The sequence below is a fragment of the Chryseobacterium jejuense genome, assembly GCF_900100075.1.
GTDB classification, from domain to species: domain Bacteria; phylum Bacteroidota; class Bacteroidia; order Flavobacteriales; family Weeksellaceae; genus Chryseobacterium; species Chryseobacterium jejuense.
In genome coordinates, this window is record NZ_FNEG01000008.1 from 38,871 (window position 1) to 56,003 (window position 17,133).

The 17,133-nt window shown below is 36.7% G+C and carries 10 protein-coding genes and 1 riboswitch; of the genes, 9 read left to right on the forward strand and 1 reads right to left on the reverse strand.

The window, feature by feature from the left end; all coding sequences use genetic code 11:
- The first annotated feature begins 108 nt into the window (after positions 1–108).
- Positions 109–393 (forward strand): hypothetical protein, encoded by a 285-nt coding sequence (locus BLS98_RS20450; RefSeq protein ID WP_181575077.1) that lies wholly within the window; start codon positions 109–111, stop codon positions 391–393.
- A 94-nt stretch (positions 394–487) separates the two neighbouring features.
- Here the strand turns inward: BLS98_RS20450 and BLS98_RS20455 are convergent, their stop codons facing one another.
- On the reverse strand, positions 488–1,360 hold the full coding sequence (locus BLS98_RS20455; RefSeq protein ID WP_167356260.1) for a helix-turn-helix transcriptional regulator: 873 nt from the start codon (positions 1,358–1,360) through the stop codon (positions 488–490).
- A gap of 143 nt (positions 1,361–1,503) precedes the next feature.
- Between BLS98_RS20455 and BLS98_RS20460 the strand changes: the two genes are divergently transcribed.
- From BLS98_RS20460 to BLS98_RS20495, 8 genes are all read left to right on the forward strand, one after another.
- The gene (locus tag BLS98_RS20460) at positions 1,504–2,535 is read left to right on the forward strand and encodes a T9SS type A sorting domain-containing protein (RefSeq protein WP_089738955.1); all 1,032 of its coding nucleotides are present in this window, start codon (positions 1,504–1,506) and stop codon (positions 2,533–2,535) included.
- Positions 2,536–2,732: 197 nt separating this feature from the next.
- Positions 2,733–5,567 (forward strand): alpha-amylase family glycosyl hydrolase, encoded by a 2,835-nt coding sequence (locus BLS98_RS20465; protein WP_089738957.1) that lies wholly within the window; start codon positions 2,733–2,735, stop codon positions 5,565–5,567.
- Between the two features lie 99 nt (positions 5,568–5,666).
- A riboswitch (SAM riboswitch) is annotated at positions 5,667–5,772 on the forward strand.
- 94 nt (positions 5,773–5,866) lie between these two features.
- The gene (locus BLS98_RS20470) at positions 5,867–8,320 is read left to right on the forward strand and encodes a TonB-dependent receptor plug domain-containing protein (RefSeq protein ID WP_089738959.1); all 2,454 of its coding nucleotides are present in this window, start codon (positions 5,867–5,869) and stop codon (positions 8,318–8,320) included.
- 7 nt (positions 8,321–8,327) lie between these two features.
- Positions 8,328–9,626, forward strand: a complete 1,299-nt coding sequence (locus tag BLS98_RS20475; RefSeq protein ID WP_089738961.1) for an APC family permease — start codon at positions 8,328–8,330, stop codon at positions 9,624–9,626.
- Positions 9,627–9,774: 148 nt separating this feature from the next.
- The gene (gene prfA / locus BLS98_RS20480) at positions 9,775–10,860 is read left to right on the forward strand and encodes a peptide chain release factor 1 (protein WP_089738963.1); all 1,086 of its coding nucleotides are present in this window, start codon (positions 9,775–9,777) and stop codon (positions 10,858–10,860) included.
- An 82-nt stretch (positions 10,861–10,942) separates the two neighbouring features.
- Positions 10,943–11,608, forward strand: a complete 666-nt coding sequence (locus BLS98_RS20485; RefSeq protein WP_089738965.1) for a hypothetical protein — start codon at positions 10,943–10,945, stop codon at positions 11,606–11,608.
- 104 nt (positions 11,609–11,712) lie between these two features.
- Positions 11,713–13,815: a prolyl oligopeptidase family serine peptidase gene (locus tag BLS98_RS20490; RefSeq protein ID WP_089738967.1), complete on the forward strand. Its 2,103-nt coding sequence runs from the start codon at positions 11,713–11,715 to the stop codon at positions 13,813–13,815.
- Between the two features lie 136 nt (positions 13,816–13,951).
- The gene (locus tag BLS98_RS20495; protein WP_089738969.1) at positions 13,952–17,032 is read left to right on the forward strand and encodes a reprolysin-like metallopeptidase; all 3,081 of its coding nucleotides are present in this window, start codon (positions 13,952–13,954) and stop codon (positions 17,030–17,032) included.
- Positions 17,033–17,133 lie beyond the last annotated feature (101 nt).

Here is a 17,133-nt window from a genome sequence, read left to right on the forward strand (position 1 = left end):
CTCATGGCCTTAAAATCTATATAGAATTAAAATAAATTAAAAAATAGAGCCTGTATCTTTTGTGTAAACAGGAAAAAAGCTTTATTTTTGCCTAAAATCTTTAAGAGAATGATAACTATTTTATCAGCATTTTGGCCGTTCTACCAGTTCCTTTGGACTGTATTTTTCATTACTATGTTCTTAGTAGGATTCTGGTGTATTTTTATGTTCTTCGGATTAGTAATCCCAATGTGGCTAACTGAAGGTTTGAAAGAGTACTTCGGAAAAGTGAAGCCTTTCGATCCTGAAGATATCAGAAGAAAGCTTATTACTGAGCAGGAAGGTGTAGAAACTATCTACAGCCAGCCTAAAGGAAACGGACCTTTCCTTCACGATCACGGACATCATCATTAATTGATTGTCATTGCTTTTTCACCTGAATTCTGAAAAAGTAATATCAAAGCAAAACAACATATATAAACCGCTTAATTTTTTTTAAGCGGTTTTTCTATTTATTATTCCGTAGATGTTCCGGAGAGACGCCAAACTTCTTTTTAAAAGCCCGGGTAAAATTCTGGAGATATTCATAGCCGCATTCAATAGCAATTTCCTTTATCATCATTTCTTTGTCTGTAATCAGCTTTCTGGCTTTCAGCATTCTTAATTCAGAAATGTAGTGACTGATTGTAGTGTGGTATTCCGCCTTGAACTCTTTCCTGATGAGGTTTTGATTTACCCCTATTAATTTTCCGATTTCCTCTGCTTTAATATTCCGGTGATAATTTTCATCAATGAATTTTTTAATGATTTCAGGAGCTTTTGAGGAAGCTTTCAGGTTGTTTTTTTCATTGAACTGTTCAAAAATAAGGATAAGCAGCTTGATGATCTTAGCTTCAATAAACAGCTTCTGCATGATTCCCTTTTTAGAATAGCTTAGAATCTCTTTTAATATAATATGCATTTCAACGGTCATGTTGGGAGGAGTGGCTTTTTGAAGAAAGACGAAATTGTTATGGATCATATTTTCCAGAATTTCGGCTCCCTCTCCATTAGTTTCCGGAGTAATTAGATTTGAAATGTACTGGTAATTGAGCTGAATATGCAGATATTTCAGAGGTTCTTCACTGTTGGTCCATAATTCTGCTTTGTTTTTCTGCAGAGAATAATGAAGGATGTATTGATTCTTTTTAAACATGAACTGAATATCACAATCATGAGCTTTCAAATGAATGTCCGGACTTAATAAGAACAGAAGATTAAAACTAGATGAGGACTCCAGGAGGTATAATCTTGAAGCTCCTTTAAATCTCGATGAATCCTGTATGATAATTTCAATATTCTCCGATCTGAAAACGATCTCATTTTCCTGTTGATTCCCCATACAACACATTTTTACAGCCATAGTACCACGTAAAGTACTCTTATAGGATAACTAAAAGGTGGGAAATGATAACCCGGATTTAATTTCGTAAGGTACTTTTGCGCAAAATTAAATTAAATTTAGAATAAATAAAAATAATATTTATGGTTGGAGATTTATCTTTTGCAGTACGAAACCTGGGAATAGGAATTATGCTGATGGCTGGAAGTGTATTAAGTGCACAACAAGGCTGCAATAATACTGATCCTGGAAATAATGTTGGTGATTTGGGATGTGTAACCTTTACCTATCGTGGGCAGCCGGTTACTTATATTACTGTAAGAACTGCGGATGGAAATATCTGGCTTAAGCAAAATCTTGGAAGTGAAAGAGTAGCAGAATCTATGAATGATGATAAGGCGTATGGAGATTTGTTTCAATGGGGAAGATGGGATGATGGGCATCAATTGAGAACTTCTTCCACAGCTTTTGCTCCTTCTAGCAATACTCCGGATGGTTTACAAGGCGAGGCTTCTTTTGTTACAGGATCTCCGGCATGGTGGTCTACTAATGGTCTTGATGATAAATGGTCTGGGACTGGTTTTTCAGAAATAACAGAAACTATTGGAGTTGATCCTTGTAAAGCAATCGGGAACGGTTGGAGACTACCTTCTCAAGGAGAATGGGGAGATATTGCTCAGGCTGTAGGAATTCAGTCACCTGTAAAAGCCTTTGAAGGAATTTTAAAATTACCAATGGGAGGTTTCCGTAATTCATCAGATGGAGGTTTTACTTTTGTAGGTCAGAAAGGGTATTATTGGAGTTCTACTGCTACAGGAATTGGTGGAAAATATTTGTATATCGGAACGCTGGTAGCAAATGCTTCAGCCGGAGCATCACGAGGGCAAGGCTCATCGGTAAGATGTATGAAGACTCAAGATCAATTAGGTACCACAGACATTCATCTGAAACGAAATAAGGTTGAGGTATACCCGAATCCTGTTAAAGGAATTCTTACCCTCAAAAGTGATCCAGTGATTGAGGGAGTGAAGATTCTTAATGCTGTCGGACAAAGTATAGGCGCTTCATTTTCAGACAATAAGGTTAATATGAATAGCCTTCCATCAGGGTTATATATGATAGAGTTAAAATTAAAGAACGGAGAATCTGTGGTAAAGAAAATTATGAAAAATTAATTTTTTTAACATTTGAATCAATATATCTGCGAGATTTCCGTTACATACGGTATAGTTCATTACAATTACTTTTATTGAAAGGCTCATGAAATTTTTCATGGGTCTTTTTTTATGATCTGGTAAAACATCTATGGTTAAATAAAATAAAATCATTCTCGTGAAGAAAAATTAATATTATATTCGATAAAAATAAAGACATGAAAAAGTTTTATTCTGTTGTTTTGCTATTCATTACAACGGTTGTTTGGGGGCAGATTAACTATACGGTTTCTCCCAATCCTTTTAATGAGACAAACGCTATAACCCTCACAATTCCCGGAAATCAGATTGACGAATCGGCCTGGGGAGTAACCAATAATGCAATTTATATCTGGTCCTGGTCCTTTGATGTCAATTATCAGAACAGCCTAGATTGTCCTACCAACGGAAGCTGGAATAGCTCCAATGATCTGAACAAACTTAACTATAACGCTGCAACAGATACATATTCACTAACACTAACGCCAACTGTTTTTTTCGGCAGAACGGGAATCGGAAGGTTTGGATTTTTATTAAAAGATAAAACAGGATCACATCAGAGCTCTCCAGATATCTTCGTGAATGTGGGTATCCTGAACTTAAACTTGACAAATCCTGCAGCAAACAGTCTTACAACAGTCCCGGCGGGAAACACCATCAATATTACAGCAACAACTAATGTTAATGCTACTTTTCAGCTTAAAGCCAATGGAGCAGTAGTGAACTCCGTATCTACACCCTCTCAATCTTATTCCTATAATTATACAGTTTCACAGGATGCCAGCATGGAACTTGTTGCCACAGAGGGAAGTGGTTCGAAAACAGCAACTTTCATTCTACAGGTTCCCCGAAATGTACTTTCTGAAACCATTCCGAACTGGATTAAACAGGGAATAAATTATGACCCGATAGATCCTACAAAGATTGGGCTTGCTTTGTATGCTCCTCACAAAAACTTTGTGCACGTCATCGGAAGTTTCAATAATTGGACCGTGAATGATACTTATTTGATGAAACGTGATACCACCAATCCCGACCTTTATTGGATTGAAATGAATGGATTGACTCCACAACAGTTGTATACATTCCAGTACAGGACTAATGATTTGAAAAAAGTAGCTGACCCTTATTCTCCTCAGATCTTATCTTCTTATGATGATCCATGGATTTCCTCATCAACCTATCCTAATCTTCCGGTATTTCCGGCAGGGCAGAGTTTTGAGGCTTCAACATTCAAGACAGGACAAACATCTTACAATTGGCAAATTACCAATTTTCAGAGACCAGTAAAAGAAGATCTTGTGGTGTATGAACTTTTGCTAAGAGATTTTACGCAGGAAAAAAACTGGCAGTCTTTGATTAATAAAATTTCCTATTTAAAAAATCTAAAAATCAATGCCATTGAATTACTTCCTATTATGGAATTTGATGGAAATCTTTCCTGGGGATACAATACTTCCTTCCATTATGCCTTAGATAAAGCCTATGGAACTCCGGAAAAATTCAAAGAATTTGTTGATTTGTGTCACCAAAATGGGATTGCTGTGATTCTGGATGTCGCTTTTAATCATGCAACAGGGCGTTCTCCATTAGTAAGACTTTGGAATATAGATCCTGATGGGGATGGTTTTGGTGATGTGGCTCCAAATAACCCTTATTTCAATCAGGTTCCGAAGCATTCATATAATGTGTTTAATGATTTTAACCATTCCAGCCCTTCAACTCAATATTACGTTGAAAGATGTCTTGAACAATGGTTGAAAGAGTATCACATTGATGGCTTCCGTTGGGATTTGACGAAAGGCTTCACTCAAAACTGTTCTGAAAATGATGAAAACTGTACCAATGCCTATCAGCAGGACAGAGTAGACATCATGAAGCAGTATGCAGATAAACAATGGGCACTTGATCCTAATTCTTACATGATATTTGAGCACTTGGGAACAGATCAGGAAGAACTGCAATGGGCCAATTACAGAGTAGCAGAAGGAAAAGGAGTGATGCTTTGGAATAAACAGACGGAGCCTTATAATCAGAATACGATGGGCTACAAGGATAACAGTAATTATGACCGTATGAATCATAATCTTCATGGGTTTACCAGCATGAGAGCAGTAGGATATGGTGAAAGCCATGATGAAGAAAGATTGATGTTTAAAAATCTTTCTTATGGAGCAGTCAATGGAAACTATAGTGTAAAGAACCTGAATACGGCTTTGGAAAGAATGAAAACATTCGGTGCTACATTCTTTACCATTCCAGGCCCAAAGATGATCTGGCAATTTGGGGAACTAGGCTATGAATTCAGTATCAACAGATGCGCAGATGGAAGTATTAACAACGGATGTAGAACCGATGAAAAACCTGTAGCTTTTACATTAGGATATGATAGCGATGCCAACAGAAAGGCTGTTTATGATACATGGGCGAAGATTATTGATATCAGAAATACCAATCCAGTATTCAAATCAAAAACCTATACCATAGAGTCAAACAACCTTGCCAATGATCCTGATGGTTTAATTACACGAATTTATGTTTACGACAACACCATTAACGGACTGAAAAACGTGGTAGTTCTTGCGAATTATTCCACTTCCGCACAAAATGTAGTTCCTTATTTCCCATATGTTGGTCAGTGGAAAAATTTGATGGATGATACCCTCTCAAATATTAGTTCTACAATAGCTCCAATTACTTTACAGCCTGGAGAATTCAGGATTTTTGGAAACTTTGCCGGGGCTTTATCCGTTTCAGATGTAAACGCAGGAAACAAATTGTCTCTTCAGATTGCAGATAACCCGATCAAAAATGGTTCAGTAAAATTGATCTTTAATAAAGCTAAAAACGGAGAAATTATCATCTTCGATATGAGTGGTAAAAAGCTGGATTCTTTCAAATTGGATAAAGAAAATGGCACTTATGAGCTAAAGGTAAATTATCCGCCGGGAACGTATCTGGTCCACCTCAAATCAGAAACCGGAATGGCGATTCAAAAGATGATCGTAAAATAAATACAAAGGCAAATTTGCAAATCAGCAGGTTTGCCTTTTTTTCTTCAAAGGAATGAGTCTCTTTTTGCATATTTGAAAAATAAGTCTACCTTTGCACTAGATTTATCAAGAAAGGTGGAGGGATTTGGCCCAATGAAACCTTAGCAACCAACACAATTCCAGAAGTGTAAAGGTGCTAATTCCAACCCGATGGGGGAGATAAGTGAAGTCAATATTTCTTATATGAATTCCATTTCTTGAAGTCTTGTGTATCTGCAGAACGATCTGCGGAAGAATATTATTAATTGGCAAGAACAAAGATGAAAAAATTAAGTACAGCTGTATTATTACTGGGAACAATTTTAGTTGCTGCTCAGGAGCAGGAAGAAAAAGGAAAACAAATCGAAGACATCATCATCGTCGGAAACCGTAACGTTAAAAGAACAAAGCTGGAAACTCCGGTGCCTGTGGATGTTATCAATATCGATAAAGTTCAAAGATCGTCTCCACAAATGACGGCTCAGGACCTTCTGAACTATGTTATTCCTTCCTTCAATGCTGTAAGACAATCCGCGTCTGATGGAACAGAGCATATTGATCCTGTAACGTTAAGAGGAATGGGTCCGGATCAGGTTTTAGTACTGCTTAATGGGAAAAGAAGACATACCACTTCACTGGTTAATTATCAGAATACAGTAGGAAATGGATCTGTAGGAACAGATTTAAGTACCATTCCTGTTATTGCCATAGAAAAAATTGAAGTATTAAGAGATGGTGCGGCTGCACAATACGGGTCCGATGCTATTGCCGGGGTTATCAATATTATTTTAAAAAAGAATGCAGGTGCTTCTGCAAGTTTAACCTATGGATTAAGTGGAAGAAATGATGGAGATACTTATCAGGCAGGTGTAAACTATGGAACTTCTTTGGGTAAAAATGACGGATTTATCAATCTTTCATTACAACTAAGCCACAGAGGAAAAACAACGAGAACTCAAAATCATAATCTTGATATTTTCGGGAATAATTTCGCTTATGAATTTGCTGGTGATGCTGAAGCTATACAAGCTGCCAGGGATGCGGATGACGCGAAGATTAAAGAAAGAGGATTAACGAGAGATGATTTCAATTTCCAGATTGGAGATGCACAGATCAGACAGGGACAATTGTTTTTCAATTCAGAATATCCTTTGAATGATCATTTTAAATTCTATTCTTTTGGAGGTTTCAGCATTAAAGAAGGAAAAGGATACGGCTTCAGAAGACTTCCTAATGAAGACTTTAATATTGTGAAAGCAATTTATCCTAACGGTTTTCAGGCCGTTCTGAATTCTCAGATTTATGATATTTCCTATGCAGTAGGAGCAAAATATAATGTAAACGATTGGTTGATTGATCTTAGTAATACTTTTGGAAGCAATACCTTCAATTATAACGTAAGCAATACCAATAATGCCTCTCTGGGGATCAAATCACCAACCCGTTTTTATGCAGGAGCGCATAGCTTCTTGCAAAATACAGTGAATCTTGATGTTTCGAAAAAGATAAAGAACTTCAATATTGCATTCGGAGGAGAATTCAGGTTTGAACAATATCAGATCAAAGCAGGAGATGAGGCTTCTTACACTCAATATGATGAGAATGGAAATGTGGCAACAAAAGATTCTAAAGTGATAGGAGCTGGAGGTTCGCAATCCTTCATTGGTTTTTCACCGGATAATGCTTTGAAAAAAGACAGACATTCTACAGCGGTATATGCTGATATTTCCTATGATTTGGATAAAAAACTGAATATTGATGCCGCTGCCAGATTTGAAAACTACTCGGATTTTGGAAGTACCCTGAACGGAAAACTTGCCGTGAGATATGAATTTGTAAAAAATTACGCTATAAGAGCAGCAGTTGGAACAGGGTTCAGAGCACCATCCCTTCAGCAACAGTATTTTAACAACTCTTTTGCTGATATTTCTACTTCCGGTTCCGGAATTGTTAGGAAAGGAATCTTCAATAACGATAGCCAGGCCGCACAAGTTCTGGGATTTGATAAATTAAAGCAGGAAACCTCAGTTAATGGAAGCGCAGGATTTACCCTACAGCCCATTAAAGGACTCTTTATTACGGTAGATGGATATATCATTAAAGTGAAAGACAGAATTGTCATTACCAGCAATATCACGGATTCAAGATTGTCTGATCCTAAAGTGGTAGGAGAAGGAAATGCAGTGGAAAGCGGCAGATTCTTTGCCAATGCCATTGATACCGAAACAAAAGGATTAGATGTAGTCGTTTCCTATGATTGGAAGCTGGCTGGCGGAAGCTTAAATATTAACCTTGCCGGAAATTATACCGAAACAAAAATTACAGATTTTCACTTCCCGGAAAACCTTGGAACTCCACAAAATGAATTCTTTGGCCCGGATCAGATCAACATTATTGAAACCCTTTCTCCTAAAACAAAAGCTTCATTGGGGCTAACGTATGGAATAGGTAAATTCAATTTTCTCGTGAGAAATACCTATTTTGGTAAAGTAATAAGAGACGGTTACCCTTTCGGAGAAGTTCAGGAATTTTCTCCAAAAGTGATTACTGATGTTAGTGTAGGATATGATATCACAAAAAATATCAACTTTACAGTAGGAGCCAACAACGTATTTGATGTTTTCCCGGATCTTCAGAGCTATAAAAATTCATATTATGGAGTATTTAAATATGCGCCGGTTCAGATGGGAACATTGGGAAGCTATTTCTTCGGAAGGCTTAATTTTAATTTTTAATGAGTAAATGAGTACTGCTTCACATCAGATCGGCTGGAAAACAGCCGCAGCCATCGTAGTTTCCAATATGATAGGAACGGGGATTTTTACAACCCTGGGATTTCAGTTATCCGATATTACCAATACCTACAGTATTTTCCTGTTATGGGTAATCGGAGGAATTCTGGCACTGTTTGGTGCCTTTTGCTATGCGGAATTAGGATCCCATTTTAAAGGAAACGGTGGTGATTTTATTTATCTTAAAGAAACCTATCATCCTTTATTTGGTTATCTGATAAGCTGGGTTTCCCTGATTATCGGGTTTTCTTCGCCTGTTGCGTTGGCAGCATTGGCCATGTCGAAATATCTTTCCGTATTTGATTATTCCTTTGGAAATGGTTTTGCGATTGCAGCCATATTTTTGGTGGCTATAACGCTATCATTCAGTTTAAAGACTTCAAGCCGTTTTCATAACTTTTTCACGTTTATCAAGATTGCTTTTATCATTGTACTGGTGATTCTGGGAGTTGGATTATCAGATTCTCCCCAAATTGGAAACAGCTTAAACTTCAGTGACAGCTGGCAGAATGAGATTATGCTTCCTGCCTTTGCAACCTCATTGGTTTTTGTTACCTATTCCTATACCGGATGGAATTCAGCGTCTTATATTGCGGGGGAAATAAAAGATGTTCAAAAAAATCTTCCTAAATCACTGATTATAGGAACCGTTTTTGTGACCATAAGCTATATTCTTGTGAATTACATCATGCTGAAACATGCTCCGGTAGATCAATTGGCAGGAAAAGAAGATGTAATGGGAGAAGCTGCCGTAAATATGCTGGGACTTTCTTTCGGAAAAATTGTGAATATTTTTATCGCATTACAACTGATTGCAACAATTAGTGGATATCTCTGGGTAGGATCAAGACTTACACAGGCTTTTGCAAAAGATACCCGCATCTGGAAACAGCTTTCTGTAGGAAATAAAAAAGGAATTCCGGTAAGAGCCATCTTTGCTCATGCGGTTATCGCAACGATCATTATTTTAACAGGAAGTTTCAAGGAAATCTTTGTGTATACCGCATTTATCCTTCAGTTATTTGCAAGTTTAGCGATTTCAACCGTGTATTTTCTTAAAAAGAAGGATAGAAAAATTTTTAAATCCAACGCCTTTTATATTTTCCCGACAGTTTTCTTACTCTTTAGTATTTATATTCTGTACTTTACCTTTATTCATAACCCTAAAGAAAGTTTAATAGGGCTGGGAATTATTGCGGTAGGACTTATTTTATATTGGATAGACAGAAGACTTTCCAAGGGAGATTAAAAGGAATATTGAAAACATAAAAAAGCGGATAGGGCAATTTGTAAACGGATCTTTTTAGCGTTTTGTTCCCTTGAACCCTAATGCTCAAAAATTTATACTTTAATTTTGAATTAATAATTCTTATCTTTGCACCCACAAAAATTCGACAATGTCTAAATCATTAATTCCAAAATTAGAAGCTATAAAACAAAGATATAATGAGGTTGCAGACCTTATTATACAGCCTGATGTCATTTCAGACCAAAAAAGATATTCTTCTTTGAACAAAGAATATAGCGATTTGGGTAAAATTGTAAGAGTTTACGATCAGTACAAAGGTGCTTTAGACAGCATTGAAGAATCTGACGAAATTATTGCTGATGGCTCAGACAGAGATCTTGTAGATCTTGCAAAAGAAGAAAAATTAGAAGCTCAATCTAAACTTCCCGGATTAGAAGAAGAGCTTAAAGTTCTTTTGATTCCTAAAGATCCTGCAGATGACAAAAACGTTATCGTTGAATTACGTGCCGGAACCGGAGGTGATGAAGCTGCAATCTTCGTGGAAGATGTATACAGAATGTATACCATGTATTTCAAAACGAAAGGATGGAGACATGAAGTAACAGATTCCAATGAAGCTGCAAAAGGATACAAGGAATTGATCATGAAGGTGGAAGGAGAAGGTGTGTACGGAGTGATGAAATTCGAATCCGGAGTTCACCGTGTACAACGTGTACCTGAAACAGAATCTCAGGGAAGAGTTCATACATCTGCTATTACGATAGCCGTTTTACCGGAAGCAGAAGAAGTAGACTTTGAATTAAACCCGGCTGATATTGAAATGCAGACTTCCCGTTCAGGAGGTGCCGGAGGTCAGAACGTAAACAAGGTTGAAACTAAAGTACAGTTAACTCACAAACCTTCAGGGATGGTAGTTGTTTGTCAACAGGCTCGTTCTCAGCTGGCTAACCGTGAGTTGGCAATGGAAATGCTAAGAACTAAGCTATACGATATCGAATTACAGAAAGTACAGGGAGATATTGCAGCACAGCGTAAATCTATGGTTTCTACAGGTGACCGTTCTGCAAAAATCAAAACATATAACTATCCACAGGGAAGAGTAACAGATCACAGAATCAACAAATCGATGTATAATCTGGATGCTTACATGAATGGAGATATTTCTGAAATGATTGATGCCGTAATTATGGCAGAGAATGCAGAAAAAATGAAGGGAGAAGAAGAAAACTACTAAAAGTTTCAAAAAATAAAATAAAGCCTCTGATTTTTTCAGGGGCTTTTCTTTTAACCAGAACAATACATTCAAAATATTAACTATGAAAAACTACAAAATTATTTTTTTGCTGTTACTGACGATGATGGGACAGCAGCTTACAGCACAAACAGAAGTAAAGAAACCGAAAGAAGTATTTGAGCTTTTCTTTGGGTCTTTCCTGAATAATGATGAAGCCACCCGCCTTAAACTGAATGACTATCTGAGACCTACCGTTGAAGGAAAAGATGCTTTTGAGATCAACTTTAAAGAAAACACAGATGAAATGGTAAAATCAAGTGCAGAAAACTTCCTTTCAGTATTTCCTAAGGCAGCTGCTTCAGCCTGTCAGAAAGAAGCTGAAGATTATTTCAAAGTTGTATTTACCAATTTCAGGAATGCTAAGCTTACTATTAAAAATATTAACGTAGTTCAGAATGAATATATAGAAGATCAGAAAATAGCTGAGGTGAAATATACGGTAAGCTTTAAGATACCAACCACTCCAACGCCTCATCCAAATGTAGAGCCAAAAAAAATAAAAGCTGATGATCTGAAAAAATATTTACTTCAATTGACTCAGAATTTTAGCAATGCTGATAAAACAATCACCACAGATCAGGAATTCAGTTTATATGAATTAAAAGAAGGCGATAAAATATACTACTGGAACGGAAGTCCGGATCAAATTGTTACCAATCTTACCGATTTCTATTTTGACAGTTTGTAAGTAGAGAACAATTGATTAATAATCATTTAAATAATTAAAAGTCCCGAAAATTGGGGCTTTTTTTATTTCACTTACTTTATGTATTTTTGAGAAAACCGTTCAGTATGAATTTTAAACCTATGTTATTAACTGCTGGAGTTCTGTTTTCAGCATCTTTTTATTCTCAAACAATGAATTATCCAAAAGCATTAAAGGGAGCTCAAACCGATACCTATTTTGGAACTGCAGTTTCTGATCCGTACAGAGATCTTGAAAATGATTCTGAGGCTACCAAAAAGTGGGTAGATGAAGAAGTAGCGTACAGCCAGAATTATCTTTCAAAAATTCCATTCAGGGATAAAATTAAAAATCAATTGAAAGATATCTGGAATTATGAGAAAATTTCAGCACCTTTCAAAGAAGGAGAATATACATATTATTCTAAAAATGATGGATTGCAGGCACAGTCTGTTTTATACAGAACAAATAATAAGACTAAGGCTACAGAAGTATTTTTAGATCCTAATAAATTCTCAGAAAAAGGAACCACTTCCTTATCTAACCTTTCTTTCAACAAAAAGGGAACGCTTGCCGCATATTCTATTTCTGAAGGCGGAAGTGACTGGAATAAGATCATCATCATTGATGCTGTTAACAAAAAACAGATTGATGAGACTTTAGTAGATGTGAAATTCAGTGGGATTTCATGGCAGGGAGACGAAGGTTTCTACTATTCAAGCTACGACAAACCGAAAGAAGGTACTGTCCTTTCCGGAATGACGGATAAGCATAAAGTGTATTTTCACAAGCTGGGAACAAAGCAGTCTGAAGATAAACTGATCTTCGGTGGAGAAAAAACTCCAAGAAGATATCTGGGCGCTAGTGTTTCAGACGATCAGAGATATTTAATTATTTCAGCAGCCAACGCTACGAATGGAAACGAGTTGTTTATCAAAGATTTGAAAAAAGGGGGAGACTTTGTACAGATTAACAAAGGATTTGATATCAATGCTAACATTGTAGATACTCAGGGAGATGAACTTTTCATTTCTACAGATAAAGATGCTCCTAATATGCGTCTTGTAAAAACAACCATCAGCAATCCCGCTCCGGAAACATGGAAAGATGTTATTCCACAAACAGAAAATGTATTAGGAATCTCTACAGGAGGCGGATATTTCTTTGCTACTTATATGGTTGATGCTATAGATCAGGTAAAGCAATATGATAAAACCGGAAAACTGATCAGAGAAATTACACTTCCTGGCAAAGGAAATATTTCAGGTTTTGGAGGAAAAGAAAAAGAGAAAGAATTGTATTATTCTTTCAGCAACTATATTACACCGGGAACTACCTATAAATTCAACGTAGATTCAGGGAAATCTGAAGTATATCAGAAGCCTAAAGTGAAGTTCAATCCGGATGATTACGTTTCTGAGCAGGTATTTTACACGTCCAAAGACGGAACAAAGGTTCCTATGATGATTAACTATAAAAAAGGAACGAAGCTTGATGGGAAAAATCCTACCATTCTATACTCTTACGGAGGTTTCAATATCAGCTTACAGCCATCTTTCTCAGTAGTAAATGCAATCTGGATGGAAAATGGGGGTATCTATGCTGTTCCAAACATCCGTGGTGGTGGTGAATATGGAAAAAAATGGCATGATGCGGGAACAAAAATGCAGAAAAGAAACGTTTTTGAAGACTTTATCGCAGCAGGAGAATACCTACAGAGCAAAGGCTATACATCAAAAGAATATATGGCACTTTCTGGAAGATCAAACGGAGGGTTATTAGTTGGGGCAACCATGACTTTACGCCCAGACTTAGCAAGAGTAGCATTCCCAGGAGTTGGAGTATTAGATATGCTAAGATATAACAAGTTTACAGCTGGAGCTGGATGGTCTTATGACTACGGAACTGCAGAAGACAACAAAGAAATGTTTGAATATCTGAAATCATATTCTCCGGTACACAACGTAAAAACAAAAACATGTTATCCGTCTACAATGATCATTACCAGTGACCATGATGACAGAGTAGTTCCGGCTCACTCTTTTAAGTTTGGAGCAGAACTTCAGGAAAAGCAGGCTTGCAAGAACCCTATTTTGTTAAGAATTGAGAAAAATGCAGGGCACGGTGCCGGAAGATCAACAGATCAGGTAATTGGTGAAAATGCAGATTTGATATCATTTGCTTTATATGAGATGGGAATAAAAAAATAGATATTAAAAGTAAAATACTCAACATAGCGGCTAATTTGTTAAAAGTTAGTCGTTTTTTTATGTGAAATTATATTTATAATTCTTATTTTTATCGCGGATATTTAAAGTTTATTAATCTTAGATTAATTAAGTGATTATGAAAAAAAGAATTTTACTAGTTTGTGCATTGGCAGCGGGGCTGTCTAGCTTTAATGCACAGAGGTGGACGCCAGCCTCACAAAAAACGTCTGACATTAGAAGAGAGGTAGAGGTTCAGTATTCTTATAGAATGGATCTTCAGTCTCTTAGAAATACATTGAAAAATGCTGTAGAGACAGGGAAAGGAGCTCAGGCTGTTATTATTTCTTTACCTACGGCGGAGGGAAAAATTGAACAATTTGCAGTGTACAGTGAGCCTGTGATGGAAAAATCTTTAGCAGATAGATATCAATTAGGTTCTTATATGGGAGTTGGAGTAGATGATCCATCTAAATATGTGAGATTCAGTACTTCTCCAACTGAAATGCAGTCTATGATTATTAAAGACGGAGTATTTCAGTTTATAGAGCCAATCTCTACAGATAAACAAACTTATGGTGTTTTCTATAAAACAAAAAGAACAGAAGGACTCCATGGTTTTGAATGTTCAACAGATGAAAAAGGATTGGACATTAAAGCATTAGAAGCATTTGGAAAAAAAAATCTTTCTAATGTAGGAATTGCAAATAGACCAGCAAGTACAAAATTTAGAACATATAGATTAGCACTTTCTGTAACAGGAGAATATACACAGTATTTCTTATCTCAGCCGGGAGCACCTGTTGCCACAACTGAGGATGAAAAGAAAGCAGTGGCACTTACAGCCATCAACAATACGATGAGTAGAGTAAATGGTGTTTTCGAAAAAGATTTTGGTATTAAACTTCTTGTTCAGAACTTCCCTGGAATCATTTATACCAATGCAGCTACAGATCCTTATTCGGCGGCAGCACAAATGGGGAACTGGAATGTACAGCTTCAACAAACTCTTACTACCCAGGTAACTAATGCAAACTATGATATAGGTCATTTATTTGGTGCCACAGGAGGTGGAGGAAATGCAGGATGTATTGGTTGTATCTGTACGGACCCTGCCAGTACCACTGCTAAAGCTAAAGGTTCAGGATATACTTCTCCTGCCAATGGAAAACCTTTTGGGGATGCTTTTGATATTGATTATGTAGCTCATGAAATGGGGCATCAATTAGGAGGAAATCATACATTCTCTCATGCTTCTGAGGGATCAGGAGTTAATATTGAACCAGGTGGAGGTACTACCATTATGGCTTATGCCGGAATTACACAGGATAACCTACAGGCTAATTCTAATGCTTACTTCCATTATTCTTCCATTAATCAGATTCTAAATAATCTGGATGCGAAAACAACATGTGGAACTACAGAAACCATCACAAATAATAATGCTCCAGTTATTTCAGCTCTTACAGCATATACTATTCCTAAAGGAACGGCTTATTATTTAGAAGCATCAGCCACTGATGCACAAGGTGATCCGATTAACTATACTTGGGAGCAATATGATACTGCAAGCAGCAAGGCTTCTATCTCTGGAGATAGCGGTTGGGGATTCATTACAGAAGGTTCTATTGCTAGATCTTTTACAGGTACAGCAAGTGGAAAAAGATATTTCCCTAGTTTACCTCTTGTAATGGAAGGTAAGCTTACTAACAAAGCAACATGGGAAACCGTTTCATATGTTCCTAGAGTACTTCATTATGCTGTTACTGCAAGAGATACAAATGCGCAGAGACCAATGCTTTCATCTCTAGAAACAACAGTTACAGTAGGTAATGACGGTCCATTTAAGTTTACTGGTATTACAGGTTCTACATCACTTTATAATAATGCAGCCAACACTATTTTATGGGATGTAGCCAATACAAATACAGCTCCTTACAATACAACAAACGTTAAAATTGAATATACTACAGATCTTGCAAATGGTGCATCATGGACAGAACTTGTAGCTTCTACACCTAATACAGGAAGCTTCACAGGGCAGATGCCAGCAGGATTAACAGGAAATATTAAGTTAAGAATTTCTGCTGTAGGAAATGTATTCTATGCAGTATCTCCTACGTTGAAAGTTGAAACAGCTCCAACATCTTCTTCTGCAGCACCTACAGGTGTTTTTGCACTAGATACAGAAGTTTTAAAAAGCTCAGCGAGATTATCTTGGAATAACTTCCCAGGGGCTACATATTTAATTAACTACAGAAAAGTAGGGGAAACAAACTGGCAAAATACCACAAGTAATACAAGCTCTGTAACATTAGCTAATCTTGAAGATGAAACTAATTATGAAGCACAGGTAGCAGCTGTTGTAAACAGTGTTCCAGGAACATATTCTTCAAACTATACCTTTAAAACAAAAGGGTTAAGAACAGGTTATGATTACTGTTTAATGACAACAGGAGGAAATAACATGAACGGATATTATTACAGTGGATTAATTAGCTTTGGATTAGCTAACTTAAATTATTCGCAAACAAGTATTGCAGGAGTAGCTAGAACTTATCTTGACTTCAGTGAGGATGCAACTAGGTTGGTGAACCTAACAAAAGGAACACAATATACAATTACATACAGAAACTTAGGAAATGCAGCGGGTTATGATGACTTTATTGAAGTATGGATTGACTATAACAGAAACGGTGTTTTTGAAGATTCTGAGAAAATTGGATCTAGCGGTGACATTCCGGTTAATGATCCTGATTCTGGTTATGATTATCATGATGGAACATTAACGTTTACAGTACCGAATACCGCTTACTCAGGTGATAAAATGCTTAGAATGAGAGTAGCAAGTACATTCTTTAATCCTTCATCAGGACCATGTGGATATCCTTCAGTTCCGGCAGGTCCAGGAGTTATTGTTTCTGCTGGTGGATTCAGAGATTTCTCAGTGAAGATCGCAGAAACATTAGGAACAGATGAAGTAAGAGGTACGAAGTCATCATCAGAAGTTTCTATCTATCCTAACCCTGCAGATACTTTCGTAGAAGTGAAAAACCTTAAAGGTAAGGCAGATTACAAAATTTACTCTGCTGACGGAAGATTAGTTCAGGAAGGTAAAATTGATGGAAGAATTAATGTTGCTTCATTAATTAAAGGTATGTATGTTGTGACGATCAAAGATGATAAAAACACTTACAATACTAAGCTTATTAAAAAATAATAAGATTAAATAAATTGTATAGAGGCCGGGCATTTGCCCGGCCTTTTTCTTTAGATAAACTTCAGAAAAACTGAATGTTAACAGAAGTTTCATGTTTCGTT